Origin of the sequence: Flavobacterium sp. DSR2-3-3, assembly GCF_049896585.1 — a bacterium.
GTDB lineage: Bacteria > Bacteroidota > Bacteroidia > Flavobacteriales > Flavobacteriaceae > Flavobacterium.
Genome location: NZ_JAFCUP010000003.1, coordinates 77,426 through 99,581 on the forward strand (window position 1 = coordinate 77,426; position 22,156 = coordinate 99,581).

20 protein-coding genes are annotated in these 22,156 nt (G+C 34.4%); 3 read left to right on the top strand and 17 right to left on the bottom strand.

Annotated elements, in window-relative coordinates:
* Positions 1 to 31: 31 nt before the first annotated feature.
* The 5 genes from ACP7AQ_RS05370 to ACP7AQ_RS05390 form a co-directional block, all read right to left on the bottom strand.
* Positions 32 to 2,020: a DUF349 domain-containing protein gene (locus ACP7AQ_RS05370; protein WP_426094682.1), complete on the bottom strand. Its 1,989-nt coding sequence runs from the start codon at positions 2,018 to 2,020 to the stop codon at positions 32 to 34.
* A gap of 324 nt (positions 2,021 to 2,344) precedes the next feature.
* Complete coding sequence (locus ACP7AQ_RS05375) at positions 2,345 to 3,094, bottom strand: shikimate dehydrogenase family protein (RefSeq protein ID WP_426094683.1); 750 nt, start codon at positions 3,092 to 3,094, stop codon at positions 2,345 to 2,347.
* Complete coding sequence (locus ACP7AQ_RS05380) at positions 3,094 to 4,491, bottom strand: tetratricopeptide repeat protein (protein ID WP_426094684.1); 1,398 nt, start codon at positions 4,489 to 4,491, stop codon at positions 3,094 to 3,096. The genes ACP7AQ_RS05375 and ACP7AQ_RS05380 overlap by 1 nt, the downstream gene beginning before the upstream one ends.
* Positions 4,492 to 4,746: 255 nt before the next feature.
* The gene (locus ACP7AQ_RS05385; protein ID WP_426094685.1) at positions 4,747 to 5,934 is read right to left on the bottom strand and encodes an aspartate aminotransferase family protein; all 1,188 of its coding nucleotides are present in this window, start codon (positions 5,932 to 5,934) and stop codon (positions 4,747 to 4,749) included.
* A 70-nt stretch (positions 5,935 to 6,004) separates the two neighbouring features.
* Positions 6,005 to 7,639 carry an OstA-like protein gene (locus ACP7AQ_RS05390; protein WP_426094686.1) on the bottom strand — a complete coding sequence of 545 codons (1,635 nt, stop codon included), beginning with the start codon at positions 7,637 to 7,639 and terminating at the stop codon, positions 6,005 to 6,007.
* Positions 7,640 to 7,916: 277 nt separating this feature from the next.
* Here ACP7AQ_RS05390 and ACP7AQ_RS05395 point away from each other — a divergent pair, with 277 nt between their 5' ends.
* Positions 7,917 to 9,782 (top strand): alpha-amylase family protein, encoded by a 1,866-nt coding sequence (locus ACP7AQ_RS05395; protein WP_426094687.1) that lies wholly within the window; start codon positions 7,917 to 7,919, stop codon positions 9,780 to 9,782.
* Between the two features lie 85 nt (positions 9,783 to 9,867).
* On the opposite strand, the gene ACP7AQ_RS05400 is transcribed toward ACP7AQ_RS05395, so the two are convergent.
* The 7 genes from ACP7AQ_RS05400 to rsfS all read right to left on the bottom strand — a co-directional run bounded on the left by ACP7AQ_RS05400 (position 9,868) and on the right by rsfS (position 15,487).
* A complete protein-coding gene (locus ACP7AQ_RS05400; protein ID WP_426094688.1) occupies positions 9,868 to 10,641 on the bottom strand; it encodes a superoxide dismutase in 774 nt (257 codons plus the stop codon).
* A gap of 7 nt (positions 10,642 to 10,648) precedes the next feature.
* Entirely contained in the window at positions 10,649 to 10,918 is a 270-nt protein-coding gene (locus ACP7AQ_RS05405) for an acyl-CoA-binding protein (protein ID WP_426063903.1), read from the bottom strand.
* Positions 10,915 to 11,571 (bottom strand): phosphatidylserine decarboxylase family protein, encoded by a 657-nt coding sequence (locus ACP7AQ_RS05410; RefSeq protein WP_426063904.1) that lies wholly within the window; start codon positions 11,569 to 11,571, stop codon positions 10,915 to 10,917. The genes ACP7AQ_RS05405 and ACP7AQ_RS05410 overlap by 4 nt, the downstream gene beginning before the upstream one ends.
* Positions 11,561 to 12,451: a phosphatidate cytidylyltransferase gene (locus tag ACP7AQ_RS05415; RefSeq protein WP_426094689.1), complete on the bottom strand. Its 891-nt coding sequence runs from the start codon at positions 12,449 to 12,451 to the stop codon at positions 11,561 to 11,563. The genes ACP7AQ_RS05410 and ACP7AQ_RS05415 overlap by 11 nt, the downstream gene beginning before the upstream one ends.
* A gap of 1 nt (position 12,452) precedes the next feature.
* Entirely contained in the window at positions 12,453 to 13,055 is a 603-nt protein-coding gene (locus ACP7AQ_RS05420; protein WP_426063906.1) for an LUD domain-containing protein, read from the bottom strand.
* A gap of 116 nt (positions 13,056 to 13,171) precedes the next feature.
* Complete coding sequence (gene ftsH, locus ACP7AQ_RS05425; RefSeq protein WP_426094690.1) at positions 13,172 to 15,097, bottom strand: ATP-dependent zinc metalloprotease FtsH; 1,926 nt, start codon at positions 15,095 to 15,097, stop codon at positions 13,172 to 13,174.
* Positions 15,098 to 15,115: 18 nt separating this feature from the next.
* A complete protein-coding gene (gene rsfS / locus ACP7AQ_RS05430) occupies positions 15,116 to 15,487 on the bottom strand; it encodes a ribosome silencing factor (protein WP_091209004.1) in 372 nt (123 codons plus the stop codon).
* 95 nt (positions 15,488 to 15,582) lie between these two features.
* On the opposite strand from rsfS, the gene ACP7AQ_RS05435 reads away from it, so the two are divergent.
* Together ACP7AQ_RS05435 and ACP7AQ_RS05440 are read left to right on the top strand one after the other, a co-directional pair.
* Positions 15,583 to 16,311 carry a biotin--[acetyl-CoA-carboxylase] ligase gene (locus ACP7AQ_RS05435; protein WP_426094691.1) on the top strand — a complete coding sequence of 243 codons (729 nt, stop codon included), beginning with the start codon at positions 15,583 to 15,585 and terminating at the stop codon, positions 16,309 to 16,311.
* Positions 16,312 to 16,733: 422 nt separating this feature from the next.
* Complete coding sequence (locus ACP7AQ_RS05440; RefSeq protein WP_426094692.1) at positions 16,734 to 17,291, top strand: DUF4494 domain-containing protein; 558 nt, start codon at positions 16,734 to 16,736, stop codon at positions 17,289 to 17,291.
* Positions 17,292 to 17,400: 109 nt separating this feature from the next.
* Here ACP7AQ_RS05440 and ACP7AQ_RS05445 read toward each other — a convergent pair whose 3' ends face one another.
* The 5 genes from ACP7AQ_RS05445 to ACP7AQ_RS05465 form a co-directional block, all read right to left on the bottom strand.
* The gene (locus ACP7AQ_RS05445) at positions 17,401 to 17,916 is read right to left on the bottom strand and encodes a GNAT family N-acetyltransferase (protein ID WP_426094693.1); all 516 of its coding nucleotides are present in this window, start codon (positions 17,914 to 17,916) and stop codon (positions 17,401 to 17,403) included.
* A 523-nt stretch (positions 17,917 to 18,439) separates the two neighbouring features.
* Complete coding sequence (locus ACP7AQ_RS05450; protein ID WP_426094853.1) at positions 18,440 to 18,994, bottom strand: REP-associated tyrosine transposase; 555 nt, start codon at positions 18,992 to 18,994, stop codon at positions 18,440 to 18,442.
* Positions 18,995 to 19,237: 243 nt separating this feature from the next.
* Positions 19,238 to 20,626: an ATP-binding protein gene (locus ACP7AQ_RS05455; RefSeq protein WP_426094694.1), complete on the bottom strand. Its 1,389-nt coding sequence runs from the start codon at positions 20,624 to 20,626 to the stop codon at positions 19,238 to 19,240.
* Between the two features lie 212 nt (positions 20,627 to 20,838).
* Complete coding sequence (gene trpA / locus ACP7AQ_RS05460; protein WP_426094695.1) at positions 20,839 to 21,600, bottom strand: tryptophan synthase subunit alpha; 762 nt, start codon at positions 21,598 to 21,600, stop codon at positions 20,839 to 20,841.
* Positions 21,601 to 21,658: 58 nt separating this feature from the next.
* The gene (locus ACP7AQ_RS05465) at positions 21,659 to 21,979 is read right to left on the bottom strand and encodes a gamma-glutamylcyclotransferase family protein (protein ID WP_426063915.1); all 321 of its coding nucleotides are present in this window, start codon (positions 21,977 to 21,979) and stop codon (positions 21,659 to 21,661) included.
* Positions 21,980 to 22,156: the final 177 nt, after the last annotated feature.

Genomic DNA, 22,156 nt, shown 5'->3' on the forward strand with positions numbered 1-22,156 from the left:
CGAGGTTTGTGATTTCTATTACTATTGAAAATTATTCTATTTTCAAATTTCTCAATTGTTTTAGTTTTTCTTTCCAAACATCAAGAGTTTCTTTATGAATAGCAATGTTTTTACGAACTTCTAACACGATTGAATTTTCTTTTTTCGCATTTCTGGTATTGGTAAAAAACTGAATGTTGTTTTCCAATTGGAAAATTTCATTTTGTACTTCATCAATTTTACGCATGATAAAAATCTTTTCGCTGTCTAGTTTTCGCGAATCGTGACTTTCTGATAATTGATCCATTCTGTTAGCAAAACGGATCATGTCTGTATCTTTTTTACTCAAACTCAATTTTTCAAAAAGAGCATCCAGAATTTTATTGAATTTTCCTTCGATATGTCTTCTTGGGAAAGGCACTTTTCCAAAACCTTTCCAGGTTTCGATATGTAACTTTATCGCATCTAAATCCGTTTTATGATCTCCAGTTAATTGGAATTCTCTCAACGTTTCTAAATACGCTTTTTTATTGTCAAACGCTTCTACTTCTTCACCGTTTTCCTCATTTTTTTGCTCTTTTAATTTGTCAAAATAATGGTTGCAGGCATTTTTAAATTCCTGCCAGATTTTATCAGAATGTTTTCTCGGTACATGACCAATCTGTTTCCATTCCTCTTGAATTTGTTTCATTATAGGTGTTGCTACTGCAAAATCAGTGCTTTCCTGTAACTCTTTAGCCTTGGCAACCAGAGCTGTTTTCATGCTTAAATTGTCGTTTTGATCTTTTTTAATGTCTTTATAAAAAGAGTTTTTAAAAGAATTAAAATTTCTCACCGCAGTTTTAAAACTAGCCCAAGTTTCTTCATTCACTTCCGAAGGTACTTTTCCGGCAGAGAAGAACGCAGTTCGTAACGCTTCTACTTTTTCTATTTGAGCCATCCATTGTGCGTGAGCATTGACTTTCTCCGTAGCCAAAATTTCAATCTTAGCAATGATTTCTTTTTTCTTCTCTAAATTTTCAAGTTCTGTTCCTCTCTGATTTTCAAACAAAACTTCCCTTTTGTCATGCATTTGCTTCGTCAAATCACTGAATTTATTCCAAATATCATCACGATGTTCTCTGGAAACGGGACCAATATCTTCTTTCCAAATTCTATGTAAATCTTGCAATTCGCGAAACGCCTTATTGATGTCAGCTTCCTTCACCAATTCTTCAACACGTGCTACAATTTTTTGTTTTTGCTCTAAATTGTGCTTGAAATCTAAATCTCTCGCTTCTCTGTCTAAGTGCAAATAGTCGTAAAAATTTTCAACATGAAAATGGAAGTTGTTCCAAACGTGGTTGTATTTATCTTTAGGAATTGATCCGGCATTTTTCCATCGTTCCCTTAAATCATTAAAATGTTTTAAAGTGTCTTTGATGTTTGCCTGAGGATTAATCAGTTCCTTTAACTCTTCAACGATCGCCAAACGGTTTTCTAAATTTGTTTTTAAATTCGTTTGTAAACTTTTGAAATGGGTATTTTTAGTATCTCTAAAGTGAGAATAATATTTATCAAAATTGGTTTTCAGTGGAGAATGATATTGAAATTCTTCGTTAGGGTCTTGATTTTCTGTTAAAAACTCCTCTTTTTTCTCCTCAAGAAGGTGGTTGTATTTTGCCAAAAATGCTTTTTTGATTTCCTCAATATGATCTTTGAACGACATTGCTTTTTCACTTGAAACCAAAGCTTTCAGTTCCTCCACAAGATCTTCTAGAGACAATGCATCATAATCCCGCATTGGAATATCATGGCGTTCTTTCAACGTTTCATCCTCACTTTCCTCAGCGTTGGTTGTTGCAATCGCATCAATAGCCGTTTGATTGTTCGTCTCGGAAACTGTTTCTTCTGAAGAAGGCGTTACCACATTATCTTCCGCGGGAAAATCGCTTGGTTCACCTGGTTCCAAAACTTTCGCAGTAGTAGTGGTACCGTCAACCGAGTTATTTTCAACATTTCCATCTGCTGCAAGCAGGTTGTCGTTCTTTTCTTCTAACATTTTTTCAATGTGTAAGGTTCGTAATTAGATTTAACACGAAAGATACTAAAGCAGTATGAAAGTACAAAATAAAACCCCTTATTTATTGTAATTTTAGGATACAAAAGTTTTCTTCTTGGAGCAATTTCCTGCTGTCCGCTGTATCTTTTTGTTCGCCAAAAAGGCTCTCAAAATAGGATGCCGCTACTATCAGGGCTAGGTTTTTAGTGGTTTTATTGTGAGTTTTTCTCCGAATTTAATTTTTGTTAATGCAAAACACCACTCAAAAAAAAGTGGTGTTTTGTACTTACGCAAATATAGGAAAGATAGAGGACTGTAATTTTCCTATTTATTCCAAATCTTCCAGGCTTTCTCTGCTTGAAAAATGAGCATATCCAATCCATTTTTGATTTGTGCGCCTTGATGTTTGGCTTTTTTAAGGAATTGCGTTTCAGCAGGATTGTAAATCAAATCATAAGCAATGTGCTTTTCCGTGAAAAATTCATACGGAAGTAACGGGAACGCATCTACGTTAGGGCTTGTTCCTACTGGTGTAGCGTTTATTATAATTTGGTAATTATCAAATGTTGTGGCATTGATTCGGTCATAATCAATTCCATTTTTTTTTGCTTCTCGCGAAACAAAAGTGTAGGTGATATCTAATTCATCCAAAGCAAAAGCGACTCCTTTTGAAGCGCCGCCTGTGCCTAAAATCAACGCTTTTTTATGGTGCGGTTGCAGTAAAGGTTCTAATGATTTTTTGAAACCATAACAGTCCGTATTATAGCCTTTCAACTTCCCTTTTTTGGTGATTTTAATGGTATTTACCGCACCAATTAATTCTGCTTTTTTCGACAATTTATCCAAAAACGGAATTACTGTTTCTTTGTAAGGAATAGTTACATTTAATCCTTTCAAATCCGAAGTATTTTTAAATATCTGGGGAAAAGCAATTATTTCCGGAATATCAAAATTTTCATAAGTGCAACCTACAAAGTTTTCGTTGTTAAATTTGTCGGTGAAATATTTTTTGGAAAATGAATAACTGATGTTGCGTCCTAATAATCCAAAGCGTTTTATAACTGTGTCAATCATTATTGTTTTTTATGTTTTGCAATATAATTTTGCACTGTTTTTTTTGTCCAAACAACAGGGAATAAGTCTTCCAATAGAATGTAATTATCAAAATTCAATCGTAAGGCATTGCTCAAATGGAATTTTGCTTTCGTAGTATCCGTCAGCATAAAATACAATCCTGCCAAGCGGTATTCTACTTCATTTTCTTCGGAAAAATACTCTGAGGCTTGTAATAACGTTTGAATCGCACTTTCGAATTCTCCTAAAAATTGCAGAATATCAACCCAAAATAACCAAGTTTCCAATCCGGTTTCACCAAATTCAACTGCTTTTCTATATCCAAATTCAGCTTCCTCATAGAAGTTCATTTGCTTGTTGATACTAGCATAACGTTTCCAATATAAGCGATTTTGGTTGTCTATTGCTAATGCTTTATTTACAAAAAACAACGCTTTTTGGTAGTTTTTTAAACGAACATAAAAGTCTGTGATGGCAATCCAGCCTTTGTCCAAAAGCGGATCTTCATGCACGGTTTGATTGAAATACTTTAAGGCTAAAGCTTTGTTGCCTAATTTTTCATGACATTTTCCCATTCGCAATAGTGCATACGAAGTCGCATCATCTAATTCAATGGTTCTGCTGTAACTTTCAATGGCTTCGGCATATTTTTTTAATCGTTCGTAGGCTTTTGCTTTTTCCATAAAAGCACCAAGGAATTCATCATCGATTAAAGTGGCATAATCAAAGGCGCGAATGGCACTTTCATATTCTTTTACGCCGTAATGCAAACGACCCAGTTGATGCCAGGCAATTTCACTGTATGGATTTTTGTCGATGTAATTTTGTAAATAGCTAATCGCGTCTTGGTTTTGATCTAAAAATTCAAAACAATACACCACGTTATAAAGTGCGGATTGATCTTCTAAATCCTCTTCTAAACACTTTATAAAGCTTTCTTTTGCCATTTCAAGATTGTCCATGAAAAGGTATTCCATGCCTATTAAATTATAAACATCAGCATAATCATCAGTGTATTTCAACGCTATTTTTAATAATTCAACTGCCTTTTCGTGTTGGTCTCTTTTGGAGCAGATATTGGCTTTTTGAATGTAGATTTCTTCATTAGTTGGTTCGATGGCATATAGCTCATTCAATAGCTTTTCGGCTAATTCGAGTTTGTCGTCATAAACTAACATTTCCACTTGAACTAATTTTAGTCCTGTAGATTTTGGATGTTGTTCCAATGCTAGTTTTAGTGCTTTTTTTGCCAACGCGGCTTTACCCATATCTAGATAATGAAGAATAATTTCTTCAAATTCTTCGGAATCAAAAAAGAGTACTTTGTTGGTTTTCAACATGGACTCAAATTTCGACAGGGATAAGTTATAGTCTTCTTCTTCGTTGCTTAATTGCATACTGTGTGTTTTTAATTTGGCCTAAATAAATTTAGGTAATCGTGCTTGTACTGTGAGGGAAAGTTAGAATTGTTGTCAACAATTTAATTAACAAAAAAAGCTTTGGTTTAAACGGATGCCATAGCCCTGATAAGAGTGGAAATCCTTTTACTTTTTTCTTTAAAAAGTAAAAGATTATAACGGATAGCAGGAAATAGCTCCCAATATTTTTAATTATTTTGAATAACTATTTCTGCAATCAAAAATCGTTACTCATCATTCTTTAATCATCATTTCATCCATTACTTGCAGTATGATGCTGCAACCTTCTCGTATTTCTTCTTCAGAAATGGTAAGCGGAGGTGTTATTCTTATGGCGCATGTTTCAAAAAGCAACCAGAATAAAATGAGTCCTTTGTCTTGACATTTTAGGATCACATCGTTAGTTATATCGGTACTTTTGGTCATTACGGCAAGCATCAATCCTTTTCCTCTAATTTCTTCTATCAAAGGATGTACCAAAAGTGATCGGAATAGCTTTTCTTTCTTCATGGCTTCAGCCATCAGGTTGGTTTCAGTTATTTCCTGCAAAGTGGCCAAACACGCTGCCGCAATGACAGGATGACCTCCAAAAGTGGTGATATGACCCAGTTTTGGATCATGACTCAAAAGTTCCATCATGGCAGATGAAGCTGTAAAAGCGCCTACAGGCATACCGCCGCCCATTCCTTTTCCCATTACTACGATATCAGGAACGACATCGTAATTTTGAAATCCGAAAAGTTTTCCGGTTCTCCCGAAGCCCGGTTGGATTTCGTCAAGAATCATCATTGCGCCTACTTCGGTGCAACGTTGACGTACTTTTTTAAGAAAATCATTATGAGGCTGGATAAATCCGGCGCCACCTTGAATGGTTTCCAGAATTATTCCAGCAGTTTTATTGGTTATTTTTTGTAAATCGGCTTCATTGTTAAACGTAATAAAATCGACATCAGGAATCAACGGGCGAAAGATTTGTTTGCGTTCTTCAAATCCCATAACGCTCATAGCTCCCATGGTATTTCCGTGATAGGCGTTGTGACACGAAATTAATTGGCTTCTTCCGGTAGTTCTTCTGGCGAGTTTTAAGGCGCCTTCGATGGCCTCTGTTCCTGAATTGACCAAATAGGTTTTGTCTAAAGGAGCGGGCAGGAGTGAGGCTAGCAATTTGCAATATTCTACAGCCGGGCTTTGAGAATATTCGCCATATACCATGACGTGAGAATATTTGTCTAACTGATCTTTGATGGCCTGATTGACTCTTGGATGTTGGTGTCCCAATGCACAAGCCGAAACTCCAGCCACAAAATCCAAGTATTTTGTAGAACCGGTATCATATATATAAGAACCTACAGCATGTGAAACTTCCATTCCAAGTGGATAGGGTGAGGTTTGTGCTTGGTATTTTAGGAAATCGGTATTCACGGTTATTTGTTTAATCGTTTATTTGTTTATTCGAAAGAACTGTAATCTGAAAACTGTCACTGACCCCTGATTACTTTACCTTCCCCTTCTTCTTATCATAATTTAACGTTTCTTTTCGGATTTTCATAGGAACATCCTCTTTTGCTTCAGCTGATTTAGTTGCTTTTGCGATTTTATCATTGTCTTCATTTTCCTCGGGAGGAAAAATATCGTCCTTGGATTTTATTCGTTCATCGCCACGCCAGGCTAATCCACGTAATTTTCGTGCGTTTTCAGGCAAGTCTTTTTCCGGGAAAATATCACCATCCACTTGCTCAAAAAAGGTAATGGTTTCAATTTCATTTTTTTCTAAAATAAGATTGATTTTACTACTTTTATTTTTATTGATACCAATGAGTTCTTGCGCTTCGTTCCGCATATAATAAATAACTTCGGCATTTTTCACAATATCTACATCGTGGAGTTTTCCTTCCTCAAATTTGCCGTAGAGATTTTGTCCCTTGACTTGATTGTAACCGGTTCCTACGGTATCTTTCGAGACTATAAACGTGTTTCCGAGTACTTTCAGTGAATCTAATTTCTGAGTAGTGTTATTGCCAATGAGATGCATAACATCACCTGTAATTTGGCTTTCACCGTTCCAAAGTATCGGATTTCCAATCATTTTTGTCAATGCTGTTTTGGAACTGGAATGAATGGAATCACATTTACCACTCATATCTGTTTTGAAAAATCGGACATTATTAAAAGCTCGGATGATCCGATTTCCCTCTTTTCCGGTAACCATTAATTTTTTTCCGTGGATGTATACTGAGTCATTTTCGACAAAATTCACGGCAACAGCTCTTTTGGTCACGTACATCGAATCCAGTTTTTTATACACTTCAGCATAATGACCTTTTACAATTCCGCGATTGATGGAATCCGTTATTTTTACATTTCGTGTTGCCGACGCAAATTCACGGTTTCGGTCATAATACAAACTGTCGCCTTTTATTATCCGATCATCGTATTTGATGTACGATTTATTCAGGAAATGTGCTAGGTTTTTTTTGGTATCATAAAATCCTTTTTCGGTGTAAATATAGTTGGCTTTACTGGTGATTGTGGAAGGTCCAAAAAGGTACGAATGCCCGGAATTACTAAAATAATCCAAGTGATTTGATTTAATTACATATGTTGGATTTGTGATGGTAACCGCAGTCAGGAATTGGAATTTTTTTTGCGTAACATAATATCTTCCTGAATTGCTCTTTAACGTATTGTCTTTATTGGTAATTGTTCCTGGCGTATCGTAAAATACTTCTTGTGTGTTTCGGTCAAAATTAATAATCTCTGTTACCAAAGTCGCATCTGGAGAACTCATTACGGCATCTCCGGAAGCATACGCTTTTTTTACATTCCCGTTGTATTCCGCATATTTACTGTTGAGGAATAAAGTATCACCTTGCACCATTTGTACATTTCCAAAAGCCTTGATGTAATTTTCCTTTTGGAAATAATACGCTTTATTACATGTCATTACTACGCCATCGTGATTGACACGTACATTGCCGATAAGCAACAATGCATCCGGTATTTCAACCTGATTTACATCGGCAAAATCGGAGTTTTCTACAATAATTTTTTTTGGGGCTTGCGCCAAAGTCAAATTAGTGACAAGCAGTATCAAACAATAACGAAGGAAAAATAGCGATTTCTTCAATGAATTTAATTTTTGTCAAATTTATGAAAAAGGAAACGATCCTTATCCATATTAAGATTTATTTATAATTAGTCAAAACGGTAGTTGAAGCTATCGTTTTTGCTGCTAAAAGTTATCAACAAATGCTGTAACTCCTTCGTTGTAGTTTATTCTGACGAGTAGAGAATTATTTAATTTCAAACGATATCGACTTCTTTTATTTAAAAAATATTAAATTTAAAAATTGATATTCATTTGTTTACAAAAACAATTGAAATCGGCACTAATAATTAATAGTATGAAAAAAATAACTATTGTTGCGGGAATAAGCGCAGTACTTTTGGCAACAGCCTGTAAAACGAAAGATTTAAAAATGAATACAGAACAGAAAGAGTCAGTCTCTAATAAAAAAGAAGTTGTATATCAGGTTTTTACCCGATTATTTGGGAATAAAAACACCAACAACAAGCCTTGGGGAACCATTGAGGAAAATGGAGTAGGGAAGTTTAATGATTTTACAAATACTGCCTTAAAAGAAATAAAGGATTTGGGAGTGACTTATATTTGGTACACCGGTGTTCCACATCATGCTTTGATACGGGATTATTCAGCTATTGGTATTTCCAATGATGATCCTGAAGTGGTCAAAGGACGCGCCGGTTCTCCCTATGCCGTAAAAGATTATTACAATGTAAATCCAGATTTAGCCATAAACCCTGCTAATCGGTTACAAGAATTTGAAGCTTTGATTGCGCGAACACACGAAGCAGGATTAAAGGTAATTATTGATATTGTTCCCAATCACATTGCCCGAAAGTACGAGGGAAAAAGCAATCCGGTTGGGGTTAGCGATTTTGGAGCTAATGATGACACAACTGTTGAATACAAAAGAGACAATAACTTTTATTATGTTCCAAATACACGATTTGAAATTCCTGATACAGACAAACCATTAAATGGAGAAAAGAATCCGTTAGTAGATGGTAAATTTGAAGAGAGTCCAGCAAAATGGACTGGTAATGGTTCCCGAATGGCAAAACCAGACCGTAACGATTGGTATGAAACCGTAAAAATAAATTATGGTATTCGTCCGGATGGTTCCAAAGATTTTACGGAACTTCCCGCTGGTTTTGACAACAAATCCTATCAGGAACATTTTGATTTTTGGAAGGGAAAAGATGTTCCGGATTCCTGGGACAAATTTAAAGACATTGCATTATATTGGACTGCAAAAGGAGTGGATGGTTTTAGATTTGACATGGCCGAAATGGTACCGTATGAATTTTGGAGTTACATGAATTCAGCCATTAAAGTAAATAATCCGGATGCTTTTTTATTAGCCGAAGTCTACAATCCTAAAGAATACAGAAATTACATTCATTTGGGTAAAATGGATTATTTGTATGACAAAGTGGAAACCTATGATAAATTGAAAGATATCATTCAAGGAAGAGCGCTACCGGATGGATTATCAGACATTCAAAATGGAATGGCAGATATTGAACATCACATGTTGCATTTTTTGGACAATCATGATGAACAACGTTTAGCCAGTCCGGAATTTGCGGGAACCCCACAAAAAGGAAAGCCTTTGATGGTGGTTTCTACAACCATAAGCACTTCGCCTACGATGGTTTATTTTGGACAGGAAGTAGGAGAAGCCGGAAATGAAAATGCAGGATTTGGAACTCATTCCAGAACGTCAATCTTTGACTATATTGGAGTTCCGAATCACCAACGCTGGATGAACGGAGGAAAATTTGATGGCGGTAAATTAACACAAGATGAAAAAGAGTTGCGTGATTTTTATAAAAAATTGCTGAATTTTTCTTTGAATAGTTCCGCTTTAATGGGGAAATTTCAAGAAATTCAAACGGTGAATCGCCAAACAACACGAGGATATGATTCGGGAATTTATGCATTCACACGCTGGTCTGATACTCAAAAACTAATAGTTGTCACCAATTTTTCTTGGCTAACCGCCAGCAATTTTGAATTAAAAATTTCTTCAGATATCATTAAAAAATGGAATTTAAAAGACGGAAATTATACATTAACAGACCAGTTATTCAATAAAAGTTCTGTCCCGTTACAGGTCGTGAATGGTGAAGGAAAAGCACAAATTACAATTGCACCTTCGGAATCATTTATTTATCAATTATAAAAAATATTTTTTTTGTACTGACAAAGGGATAAAAAAAATGCTGATATAAATTTATATCAGCATTTTTTTATGAATTGACCGAAAGCTATTTCTTTATAGTGGCATCGTAATTCTCCTGAACTTTTTTCCAGTTGATTACATTAAAAAAACCATCGATATAATTTTTCCTTCTGTATTGGTAATCTAAGTAATAAGCGTGTTCCCAAAGATCTAAACCTAATATTGGTGTTCCGGGAACAAGTGCATTTCGCATTAAAGGATTGTCTTGATTTGATGTATTAGTTACCTGAAGTTTTCCAGTTTTGTCTACTATAAGCCAAGCCCAACCGGAACCAAATTGTTTTGTTGCCTCGTCTTTAAATAATGAAGTAAAGTTTTCAAAGGAACCGAAATCTCTGGTTATTGCTTCAGCCAATGCATTTGTTGGTTCGCCTCCAGCTTTTGGAGCCATACATTTCCAGTACAGGGAATGATTGTAAAAACCGCCAGCATTATTACGTAGAGCAGCATCATTAGGATCTAATTGTGCCAAGACTTCCTCTATTGTCAGATTTTCTAATGGTGTTCCTAATACGGCTTTGTTCAAATTGTTTGTATAAGTCAGATAATGCTTGGAATAATGCATTTCTAAAGTGGTAGATGATATACTTGGTGCCAATGCATCGTAGGCATACGGTAACTTATCCAGTTGAAATGATCCTTCGTCAGCTTTTACATCATCAGGTGATCCCAAAATAGGTTGTTGTTCTGTTGTGGATGGTAATGGTACTTCGACTACTTCTATTAATTTTTTATCGTTGCAGGATTGTAAAATCGTGAAGAGAAATAAAAAGGGACTTAAAAAATATAATTTTTTCATGAGTTGACTATTTTTTTAATAAAGAATCAATTATTTCGATGTATTGTTGTTTGGCCTCGTCTGCGGTCAGATGGCTTATTTGCATCCACGCATTAGTTTTAAAGGCATCTCTTAAATGGTAATAAGAATTTTGTTTTAGATCTAAAGTTCCCAAAGTTGATTGTTTGTAAAAAGCATAAAGTCGCAATTGCACATCTTGAGGTAAAGAAGCTTGCGTCATCTCAGAGGCTATTTCAACCGCTTTTAAAAATCGGGTATCTAGATCTTTTTCAATCATTCCGCTTTGGTCGCAATTATTGTTTTCCCTCCAATTGCTTTTTGATTCAATACAACATTTATTGGTGTACCCAGAGGTAAAAAAATATCAACTCTTGAACCAAATTTTATAAATCCAGCATCAGTTCCTTGAATTACCTGCATTCCTTCTTCGGCGTAATTTACAATCCTCCTTGCTAAAGCACCGGCAATTTGACGGTACAACACTTCACCAAAAGTTTTGTTTTCGATTACGATTGTTGTTCTTTCGTTTTCTTCACTTGCTTTTGGATGCCAAGCCACCAAGAATTTCCCAGGATGGTATTTACTGAATTTTACGATTCCACTCAGTCCATAACGCGTCACATGTACGTTGATTGGCGACATGAAGATAGATATTTGCAAGCGCTTATCCTTAAAATATTCGCTTTCATAGACTTCTTCAATAACCACAACTTTTCCATCAACGGGAGCCAGAATGTGATTTTCATTGATTACAACAGTTCTTTTCGGATTTCTGAAAAATTGTAAGATGATGATCAAAAGCAGCAACGCTGCTATTTGAATGGCCATTTTAAGCCAGTTGGTGTCTATTAAATTGTCAGACAATAAAAGGACAACAGCTGTGAAAATGGTGCCTAATAAAATAGATTGGGTTCCTTCTTTATGAAACATAGTTTAAAATTTGATAAAATAAAAATATAATTGGTGCTACAAATATAACACTATCTAAACGATCTAAAATGCCTCCATGACCAGGCATTATACTTCCGCTATCTTTTACGCCCGCAATACGCTTAAATTTGGATTCAATTAAGTCGCCTATCGTGCCTGCAATTCCAACAATTAAAGCTATGGAAGTCCAGATGAGTATTGATTTTTCACTAAATTCAGGATTGGCTTCAATGTAATATTTAGATATTAAATATCCCGCTAAAACGGCAAAAAGTATTCCGCCTAAAAACCCTTCAATCGTTTTTTTAGGCGATATTTTCTCAAATAATTTGGTTCGGCCTACAGATTTACCTACAATGTACGCAAAAGTATCGTTAGTCCAGATTAAGATAAATAACCCAATTATGATTTTAGGATTATAATCATTTACACCAAAAGAAATTTTTGTGATAAATACAAAAGGTAGAATGATGTAGCCTAACAAATACAAGTATTTTGATGAAGTACTTATTATTTGAATGTTATCATAAAATAAAAAAAGGATGCATTTTATGGAGACTACTAAAGCGATTACCAATAAAATAATATCGAGCTGTTGTATGTTAATTAAAATTTCTAAATCAGTATCGAGAATTTGATTTAAAGTGTCCGTAGTAATTGTATTGTAATGGCTGACTAAAGTTATTACAGCGTACAAAGTGATCGCAAAAACAATTGGAAAAACTTTATGTATTTGAACCAAATTACAAAATTCATAAACTGCAATAATAAGAAATATACCAAAAAGGATAAAAAAGCTTTCCGTTGAATATAAAATAGAAGCAAGTAATAATATAATATAAACAGCTCCAGATATAGCTCGTTTTAGAGTTTCATTCATTTTAAAGATCTTCTAAAAGCAGTAAATAAAGATTTTTGGCTGAACTTCCGTATTGTGTGAAGTCTTCTTCTTTGGCTTTCTCGAAATATTTTATTGTAGTAATGTTGGTAGGATAATCTCTTTCGTATTTCTTTTTTATGGCACTTAATCCGTCACTTTTGGCGCCTAGGATTTGGCTTGTTTTAGATAAAACAATAATGTTCGCTGGTAATTCGTTTGGTTTATGTTGTTTGATTTGTTTAGATGAAAATAAGATAGAACCTTCATCTGCAATCAAATTTTCACAACTAGCAAGAAGAAATTTTGGATTAGAAGGTCTGTCATACACAAGTTTATTGTCATCGAGCATAGTAAAAAGAGTAGGGTCATAACATAAAGCTTCACTCTCAAACCAGTCGTTTTCTTCTAATATATTTTCAAACTGTTCTTTTACTTCATCTGTATTTTCACAATACAGAAATTTACCTCCATTTTTTTTAAAATTAAAGATAAATTGTTCATCTATTGAAGTTGCGTTTTCACCATGAGATTTACTAAATTCACTTTCTTTACCCTCCTCCGAAGGCGGATTAATAGAACCAAAAATTTTTCTAAAAAGACTCATATTTCTGTAAACTGCTATAATTTGTTATTTGAAGACCACCAAAGATAAAAAAATCTTAATTCAAAAGTAGTTTTTGAATTAAGATTTTAAAAATAATTAAATAATAATGTATTTTTCTAAGATACTACTTCTTCCAAATTTTTGTCAAAAGTTCGTTTTCCAAAAATAGCTTCTAAATCATCCTTGAAGATCACTTCTTTTTCAATTAAAATATTTGCCAGTTGATTCAGTTTGTCTTTATTCTCTTCTAATATTTGAATGGCTCTTTGGTATTGGCTTTCAATAAGTAACGAAATTTCTTCGTCAATAACTCTGGCTGTTTCCTCTGAATATGGTTTAGAAAAATTGTATTCGCTTTGTCCTGTCGAATCATAATAGGTAACATTACCAATTTTTTCATTCAATCCGTAAATAGTTACCATTGCACGAGCTTGTTTGGTTACTTTTTCTAAATCACTCAACGCACCAGTCGAAATTCTGTTGAAAGTTACTTTCTCAGCAGCTCTTCCACCCATTGTGGCACACATTTCGTCTAGCATTTGATCTGGACGAACAATTAAACGTTCTTCCGGTAGGTACCAAGCAGCACCTAGGCTTTGACCTCTTGGAACAATCGTTACTTTGATTAATGGTGCAGCATGTTCCAGCATCCAACTTACGGTTGCGTGACCTGCTTCATGTATTGCAATCGCTTTCTTTTCATCAGGTGTAACAATCTTGTTTTTCTTTTCAAGACCACCAACAATTCTGTCTACAGCATCAAGAAAATCTTGTTTATCTACAGCAGTTTTGTTGTTTCTGGCAGCTATCAAGGCAGCTTCGTTACACACATTTGCAATGTCAGCACCAGAAAAACCGGGAGTTTGTTTGGCTAAAAAATCAGTATCCAGTCCTTCAATTTTTTTCAGAGGAGCAAGATGCACTTTAAAAATTTCTGCTCTTTCGCGAATATCTGGTAAGTCTACAAAAATTTGTCGGTCAAAACGACCTGCACGCATTAACGCTTTGTCCAATACATCAGCTCTATTTGTTGCAGCCAGAACAATCACGTTAGAATTAGTTCCAAAACCATCCATTTCTGTCAATAATTGATTCAGCGTGTTTTCACGTTCGTCATTTCCGCCTGACATATTGCTTTTTCCTCTTGCTCTACCAACGGCATCAATCTCGTCAATAAAAATAATTGCAGGAGATTTTTCTTTGGCTTGTTTAAATAAATCACGCACACGTGAAGCTCCAACACCAACAAACATTTCCACAAAATCAGATCCTGATAAAGAGAAAAATGGAACTTGAGCTTCGCCTGCTACAGCTTTTGCTAATAATGTTTTACCCGTTCCTGGAGGACCTACCAGTAAAGCTCCTTTTGGGATTTTACCACCCAGATTAGTATATTTTTCAGGGTTTTTAAGGAATTCTACAATTTCTTGTATTTCTTCTTTTGCGCCTTCCAAACCAGCAACATCTTTAAAAGTAGTTTTGATATCTGTTTTTTCATCAAAAAGTTTAGCTTTTGATTTTCCAATATTAAAAATTTGTCCACCACCGCCAGCACCACCGCCAGACATTTTTCTCATGATAAAAATCCAAACAGCGATAATGATTATAATAGGTAACAAGCTAATTAAAATATCCGACCAGTTGTTTTTTGGTAAGAAATTAAAATCCTTTAGTTTACCTTCCGCAACTGCTTTTTCGAGTTTGTTTTGAAAAATTTGATCGTTACCGATGTCAAAGGTATAATGAGGTCCTTTATTAGGTCTGTCAAAAACATCTTTTGAAACTTTCTTGTGCGCAGCATCTTTCATAGCTGCGGCGTTTAGAAAAACTTCTGCTTCAGTTTTGTTGTAAACGATAACTTTTTCAATTTGTCCTTTTTCTAAATAGTCGTTAAACTTAGATGAAGTCAATTGCCCCGGTTCATTCAGACTTGAACCATTCGTTATAAAACTTATAAATAAGAAAATTAATAATATTGCAGCGTAAATCAGCCAAGGGCTTACTTTAAACTTATTCGGATTTGGATTATTTTCTTTAGCCATTACTACGGATATATGTCTTTAGTATTTGTTTTCTATGGTTGTTATTTTAGCATCGCCCCATAAACTTTCGATGTTGTAATATTCTCTAATATGTTTTTGAAATACGTGCACTACAATATTCACATAATCCATTAAAACCCATTCTGCATTATCTGTTCCTTCAACATGCCAAGGCTTGTCTTTTAATTCTTTAGATACTGTTTTTTGGATTGAGTTTACAATGGCGTTAACCTGCGTATTTGAATTTCCGTTGCAAATAATAAAATAGTCGCAAACTGCAGTGTCTATTTCTCTTAAATCAAGGATAGTGATATCATTCCCTTTTACTTCTTCTATTCCCTTAATGATGTTCGCTAACAGGTCGTCATTATTTATAGTCTTTTTCGCCATGAATTATTTTTATATAAGTTTGTAAAGTTACCATTTTTTGTGATTATTTTTGAACCTTAACACAATATTAAATTCTGTTTCACAAAAAAACACATATGAAAGTAATCAAACTCGATGCCATAGATTCAACTAATGATTTTCTTAAAGGGCTATCGAGCAAACAAGAGCTTGAAAACTTCACGGTTGTTACCGCTGAATCTCAAACGAAAGGTAAAGGTCAAATGGGTGCTGTTTGGGCTTCTGAGCCAAGTAAAAACTTAATAATGAGTATTTTGGTCAAGGATTTTTTATCCGATATTTGTCAGATTTTCGATCTGAATATAGCCGTTTCACTTGCTGTAATTAAGGTTTTAGAATCCAGTATGATTCCCAGTCTAAGTATTAAATGGCCTAACGACATAATGTCATATAATAAAAAAATAGGTGGCATTTTGATAGAAAACAGTATCAAAAGTGACGGAACTATCATTTCCATTGTTGGTTTAGGACTCAATGTGAATCAAACTAATTTTGAAAATTTGCCAAAAGCGTCCTCTTTGACTGTTATTTGTGGCAAAGAATTCGAAAAAGAAGCGCTTCTTCTTTCAATTAGAACTGCGATAAAAAAAAATATAACGTTATGGCAGCAACATCCAATTATTTTATGGGATCAATACACAAATAATTTGTACAAAAAAGGATTACCAATTGCTTTTTCGGATCAAAATGACAATAATTTTATGGGAATAATTCAAGGTGTTTCTGCTATTGGTAAACTCGAAGTTCTTCTGGAAGATGATAGTATTTCAGAATTTGACATTAAGGAAATCCAAATGTTGTATTAAGTGCGGAATTTTACAATCGAATAAAAAAAACTTTAAGAGCATACAAAAAGCCTTCAAAATTTTATAAAGTTGGACTTAATTTTAAAACTAAGAAGAAAGCCGCTGCAATACATAATTTGAGAAGGTTGTTATTTATGTGTAATTAATGAGATGAGTAGAGTAGAGTACAAATGTCTGTACACAGCGCAGTGATAATTTATTGAATTTTCAATAGGTTGAAAATTTTTCAGTGGCAAATCTTCTAACCGATTTTGAGGCTGGAAGTGAAATAATCAAATAGCAAGGTGTTTTTCGTTTATGGTATTTTAAAATAAGAGTTGTATTGACATTGAGTTGTATCTAAGATTGTGAATATCTATTTTGTGAATTATGATTTTTTTTTTCCTTTTAAATCTATCTTTGACATCCTTAAAAAAAAAGAGATGAGCACAATTTGGTACGAATGCAAAGTAAAATATAGCAAAACAGATGAAACTGGGGCACAAAAGATTACGACAGAACCGTACTTGGTAGATGCGTTATCTTACACAGAGGCAGAAAGCAGAATCAATGAAGAGATGTCGGCGTATATCAGTGAAGAATTTAAAATCACGAATATAAAAGTTGCCAATTATGCTGAAATTCATCCTTTCGAAAATGCAGATCGTTGGTTTCGATCTAAAGTTTCATTATTAGCCTATGACGAAGAAAGCGGCAAAGAACGCAAGACCAATATGTATTTATTAGTCCAAGCCAATGATGTCAAAGAAGCTTATGATAACACCATTAGCGTAATGAAAGGTACGATGGGAGACTACACCATACCTGCTATTTCGGAATCTCCAATTATGGATATTTTTCCTTATTTCAGCGGTGAAGAAGGGGAACTGGAACAATTAGAAAGATTTAATGCGCTCAAAAGTTCTAAACCGGAAGTTGCAGTAGAAATAGTGGATCACATGGAATTTGAAGCGATTACTGAAGAAGAAGCTGTAGTCTAGGACATTTTGTTTTTAAAAAAAAACTGCAAATTCGCTAATAAAAACAGTTGCTTACTATTTTTATTAGCGAATTTGCAGTTTTTTTATTCTAAAATTTTTACAATTACAATTACTCCTGTTTAATTAAGACTTTTTCATATGCTTTTCTGGAACTTCCTCTGAAATAGACCTCGCCACAATACGTATAACCCGAACCTTCAAAAATTTTCATCATTGCGATGTTGTCAAAATTGGTGTCTGCTTTTATGCTGTAAATGCTGTTTCTTACCGCAAAATCTTCGATGTTTTTGAGTATCATTTTAGCGAAGCCTTTACCCAAATACTTTTCGGAAATGGCTACGCGGTGCACTACTATAAAATCACCATTCGTTAGCCAGTTTCCTTCAATTTTTTCATAGGCTGGTTCATCATTGATTAGCACCGCACTATAACCGATGATTATTTCTCCTTCAACCAAAACAAATCCTTCTCCTTTTTCAATATCTTTTTGCACGACATCTGGATTTGGATAGCCGTCTTGCCATTGCTTACTGCCGTCTTCTTTTCTTCGCAGTATAGCTTGTTGTAAAATTTCCCATATTGGAGTTATTTCAGACAGTTCCGCTTTTCTAAAGTGATAATTCATTATAGTAATTTGAGTTTTTCAGTTAATGAAAATTTTTTAAAAGTACAAAACAAACTTTAAATTTTGTATTATCCGAATTGTAGAATGTATTTATTTTTTAGAAGAACAGTTTGTGGAGTGGAAGTGTTTGTCATGAATGCTGAGCAAATGTCTCTGACTTTGAGTGATTTTCAGCCTCTGTTTAAATTAGTATCATCATAAAAGTCTCTGACTTTTGAATGCTATTTTTAATCTTGCATTCTAAATTATATATTGTCTATGCTGCGTAAATGTCTCTGACTTTGCGCAATTTTCAGTATCTATTTTAAATTATTTGCGACATAAAAGCCTCTGACTTTTGAATGCTATTTTAATCTTGTTTTCTAAATTATATGTTGAGTATGCTGCGCAAATGTCTCTGACTTTGCGCAATTTTCAATATCTGTTTAAATTAGGTAGCGTCATAAAAGTTTCTGACTTTTAGCTAATTATAAATAATATTAAATCTTGTAAACCTTAATAAGTCTCCAGACTTGTGTCTATTTCATTGCCGAATGTATTTCACAAAAGCATTCGAATCTAAAACGTTAATTATAGGATTATCTGCTTTTTCTATTTGTAGCAGTCCATTATCATTTATGTAATTGCTTGCGCTGGAATAAATATAGTGTGAAGCCTTTTCAACTAAACCAGCTCTTACTGGATTCAGATGAATGTAATCTAATTTTGACCACATGAATTTATCGGTATAAATTTCTTCTGCATGATTTCCGTATTGCCAAAATTGATAATTTTGGTTTCTTGTATGCTTTTCTGCTGCCAATTTGAAACGTTCCAGCATCCATTCTTTTCGGCTTTCCGGTACGGCTTGGATTTTATCCAAAATGTTTTTCGCAGTGAATTTTTTGAAATCTCTTATCAAATCTGATAATTTCCCGTCCTCCGATTGAATAATTAAATGAATTTGATTGCTCATAATAACATAGCCATACAAGATCATTGCTTTGTTTTTTATGCAGTAATCCAAAGATTCTATTACACTGTCTCTGTAAGTTTGCCTAGTAAAAATATCTATCCAGTCCACAACTGTTGCCGTTATATAATGTGGTAAAGTCTGATCTCGAACTACATAACCTTCTTTCGTCTTGACGTATTTTTAATATAAAAATAACGATTTTAAATACTTGTTTGTGTTTTTAAAATTTAAGTTGATGAAAGTCAGAGATTTTATGGCGTTTAAGTTTTTCTATCAAGTTTAGGAAATTGCGCAAAGTCAGAGACATTTGTGCAGCATTAACGAGAAATTTATTTTATTAGAAGAACACTTTGCGGAGCTGGAGTTCTACTTTTTTAATATCCACGTCGAGTTTTTCCCACGTTTATTAGGAGCAGGATTCATTTCAATCAGTCCATTATCTCTTAATCTATAAAAATGAGTTTTAATAATATCTGCCGACTTTACACCTGTTAATTCTCTAGCAGTACTATTATGAATTTCTTCATTTTTACTTAAGTATTCCATTATTATCTTTTCGGGCGAAGCAAGAGCTTCATGTTTTATGATAACCAGTACTCCATGATCTAATTCGATTATTTCTGGTCGTTTAAGTCTTAATGAGGCAATCTCATTAAAAGCGGTATTTAAACCTTCTCCAACATCTTGATTAGGAGGATTTGGGAATTTATTAATAAGTCTAACCATATTTCCGTTTCTTGCAAACTGCTCTTCGAGAATATTAGCAACTGTCACATGACCCGGCAAAGACCCCGGGCTCAAAACTTCAACTCTATTGTCAAATATTCTTATATGAATATCAGAGGCAATACTATAATCCCTATGCAGTACGGCATTGGTAATGATTTCATGGAGTGCCTTTTCGGGATATTCCAAATCCTCCAATCCTGTTTCTTTTAGAATTTTTCCTTTTTCGATGATTTCCTTAGTGGCTTTGACAGCTTCGTATATTTGAGTGTATGCAGGACCTTCAATTGAAATAGGAACAAAATCGAGTGTTTCTCTAGTTCCTTCTTCTGCTTTAGTTTTATATCTATAAATTTTTATTCCACTTTGCTTTGGAAGAGCTGCTTGCGGAGTGTCTGAATAAAGCATTACAGATGCCACTGTTGGAAGGTTATTTCGGATGAGTAATTGTTTGCGTAACCATGACTCTGGTTCAGCAGTAGGAATTACCTCCGCCATAAATTCGAAAATTGAGAAAGAGTCAGTAACAAAATCAAGTGGAACGTTTACTGTGTTAACTTCAAAAGAAGAAATTCCTTTGTCAAGTTCGAGTCTTTTTAATGCCTCTTCTGTTGTTACTGGAATATTTTGAGCGGATCTTCTTTTGTAAACTACACTATTAGAAGCTTTAACAATTGCTAAATTCTTTTTGACTGCTATGTGCAGAATGAGTCCACTTTCCTTCGAATTTGAGAGAAAGTTATATGAATACTGATCTCCCAATGGAAACAAATCTTCAAATACCTGAATATGTCCGTTGGCTTCTTCTTCATCAGTAAATCCTATCCATTGCCTATGTTGTACTCCGTTATGATCATCTTCTCGTATTCCAAGATATAAGTCTCCGCCAACGGAATTTGCAAAAGCCGAAAGGGTGCGTGTCAACTTCGCAGGTGCGATTTCTTTCGACTTCAAATCATTAAAATGATTTTCAACTATTTCAAGTATTTTATCTCTCTGGATATCAGTAATTTCTATTGTTTCAATCATTTATTTAATTTTTGCTAACTTAATATGTATTACAAAATCCGACTAATCATCCCAAATTGAGGTGGCTTTGTCTGACAAACGTCATCTTTTTTGTTTTCGCTAATATATGAATAAAAGCTTACAAACTATTTCGGTATTTTATAAACTGTTAACATAAAAAACGGTGTTTAAATTAACTTTAAACGCCGTTTGATAATACTGTAAAGAAATTTTTATCGAATCGCTTTTACGAACTCTTCGATTTTTCCGGTTCCGTTTTCGGTTAGGTGCTGAATGAAGGCACTTCCTATAATCGCACCTTTGGCAAATTGTGTGGCTTGGTTGAAGGTTTCCTTGTTGTTGATACCAAAACCAATTACTTGAGGATTTTTCAGATTCATGTCGGCAATGCGTTTGAAATAGTCTTCTTGAGCGCTTCCAAAACCAGATTGCGATCCCGTAACACTCGCGGAACTTACCATATAGATGAAACCATCAGATACGCTGTCAATAAAGTGGATTCGTTCTACGGATGTTTGTGGCGTAATCAAGAATATGTTTTTCAAGCCATATTTTTCGAAAGTGGACTTGTATTCATCGGCGTATACATCAACGGGAAGATCAGGAATAATTAATCCATCGATGCCAATCTCCGCACATTTCTGACAGAAATTTTCTATTCCGAATTGCAACATTGGGTTGAAATATCCCATAATTATTAGAGGAATTGAAACTGTTTTGCGAATATCTTTTAGTTGCTCAAACAAAACTTGTGTTGTCATTCCGTTATGCAATGCTTGTGTTGAACTGGCCTGAATCGTTGGTCCATCGGCCAATGGATCGCTGAACGGCAACCCGATTTCAATCATATCGATACCGCTTTTTTCTAAATCCTGAATGATTTGTACCGTATCATTTAAGTTAGGATATCCAGCCGAAAAGTAGATGGAAAGTATCTTTTTAGTTTCTTGTAATTTCTGATTTATTCTGTTCATTGTTGTGTTTTTTATTCTATTTTCAATTTTTTTTGCCTTCTAGTTTTAATTTGAAAGTTTAGATAGCGGCACTGTATGCCCACGCTTTTTGGTTGGATTGCAACTGTACTTCAACGCGTCTGTAATGCAATCCTTCATATAAATCTGTTTGGCGAAGTTCTTGTGGCGAAACATTGTAGACCATTCCGTTGATGGTATCCTCCGATTTTTGGGTTTCCGTAATAATGGGATAATGGACTATTCCAAATTCTTCTTCAATTTGGATTTCTTTCACGATGTAACCAATCAATGTTTCAGGAGTTCCCTCAAGAATACGTCCAAAAAGATCTTTTTGTATGTCCTCATTTTGTAAACTGCCGTAAGCGAATAATTTTTCCATAGTTTCTATTTTGAAAAATGTGAATTGAACGTTATTTTTTATTGCAGGATTTGCGTTAAGGATTAAAGTGGAAATCCTTTTTTATCTCGTTTTTTAACGAGATAAAAAAGATTGTAACGGAAAGCCTGACCTCGCTGAAACGCTAGTGAAAACGAGGTAACGTCCCGAAATAAATAC

Excerpts from the sequence above, each read along its gene's own strand:
- ACP7AQ_RS05370 (WP_426094682.1), bottom strand. The coding sequence starts at position 2,020 with ATGTTAGAAGAAAAGAACGACAACCTGCTTGCAGCAGATGGAAATGTT.
- ACP7AQ_RS05375 (WP_426094683.1), bottom strand. The coding sequence starts at position 3,094 with ATGATTGACACAGTTATAAAACGCTTTGGATTATTAGGACGCAACATC.
- ACP7AQ_RS05380 (WP_426094684.1), bottom strand. The coding sequence starts at position 4,491 with ATGCAATTAAGCAACGAAGAAGAAGACTATAACTTATCCCTGTCGAAA.
- ACP7AQ_RS05395 (WP_426094687.1), top strand. The coding sequence starts at position 7,917 with ATGAAAAAAATAACTATTGTTGCGGGAATAAGCGCAGTACTTTTGGCA.
- ACP7AQ_RS05400 (WP_426094688.1), bottom strand. The coding sequence starts at position 10,641 with ATGAAAAAATTATATTTTTTAAGTCCCTTTTTATTTCTCTTCACGATT.
- ACP7AQ_RS05405 (WP_426063903.1), bottom strand. The coding sequence starts at position 10,918 with ATGATTGAAAAAGATCTAGATACCCGATTTTTAAAAGCGGTTGAAATA.
- ACP7AQ_RS05410 (WP_426063904.1), bottom strand. The coding sequence starts at position 11,571 with ATGTTTCATAAAGAAGGAACCCAATCTATTTTATTAGGCACCATTTTC.
- ACP7AQ_RS05415 (WP_426094689.1), bottom strand. The coding sequence starts at position 12,451 with ATGAATGAAACTCTAAAACGAGCTATATCTGGAGCTGTTTATATTATA.
- ACP7AQ_RS05420 (WP_426063906.1), bottom strand. The coding sequence starts at position 13,055 with ATGAGTCTTTTTAGAAAAATTTTTGGTTCTATTAATCCGCCTTCGGAG.
- ftsH (WP_426094690.1), bottom strand. The coding sequence starts at position 15,097 with ATGGCTAAAGAAAATAATCCAAATCCGAATAAGTTTAAAGTAAGCCCT.
- rsfS (WP_091209004.1), bottom strand. The coding sequence starts at position 15,487 with ATGGCGAAAAAGACTATAAATAATGACGACCTGTTAGCGAACATCATT.
- ACP7AQ_RS05435 (WP_426094691.1), top strand. The coding sequence starts at position 15,583 with ATGAAAGTAATCAAACTCGATGCCATAGATTCAACTAATGATTTTCTT.
- ACP7AQ_RS05440 (WP_426094692.1), top strand. The coding sequence starts at position 16,734 with ATGAGCACAATTTGGTACGAATGCAAAGTAAAATATAGCAAAACAGAT.
- ACP7AQ_RS05445 (WP_426094693.1), bottom strand. The coding sequence starts at position 17,916 with ATGAATTATCACTTTAGAAAAGCGGAACTGTCTGAAATAACTCCAATA.
- ACP7AQ_RS05455 (WP_426094694.1), bottom strand. The coding sequence starts at position 20,626 with ATGATTGAAACAATAGAAATTACTGATATCCAGAGAGATAAAATACTT.
- trpA (WP_426094695.1), bottom strand. The coding sequence starts at position 21,600 with ATGAACAGAATAAATCAGAAATTACAAGAAACTAAAAAGATACTTTCC.
- ACP7AQ_RS05465 (WP_426063915.1), bottom strand. The coding sequence starts at position 21,979 with ATGGAAAAATTATTCGCTTACGGCAGTTTACAAAATGAGGACATACAA.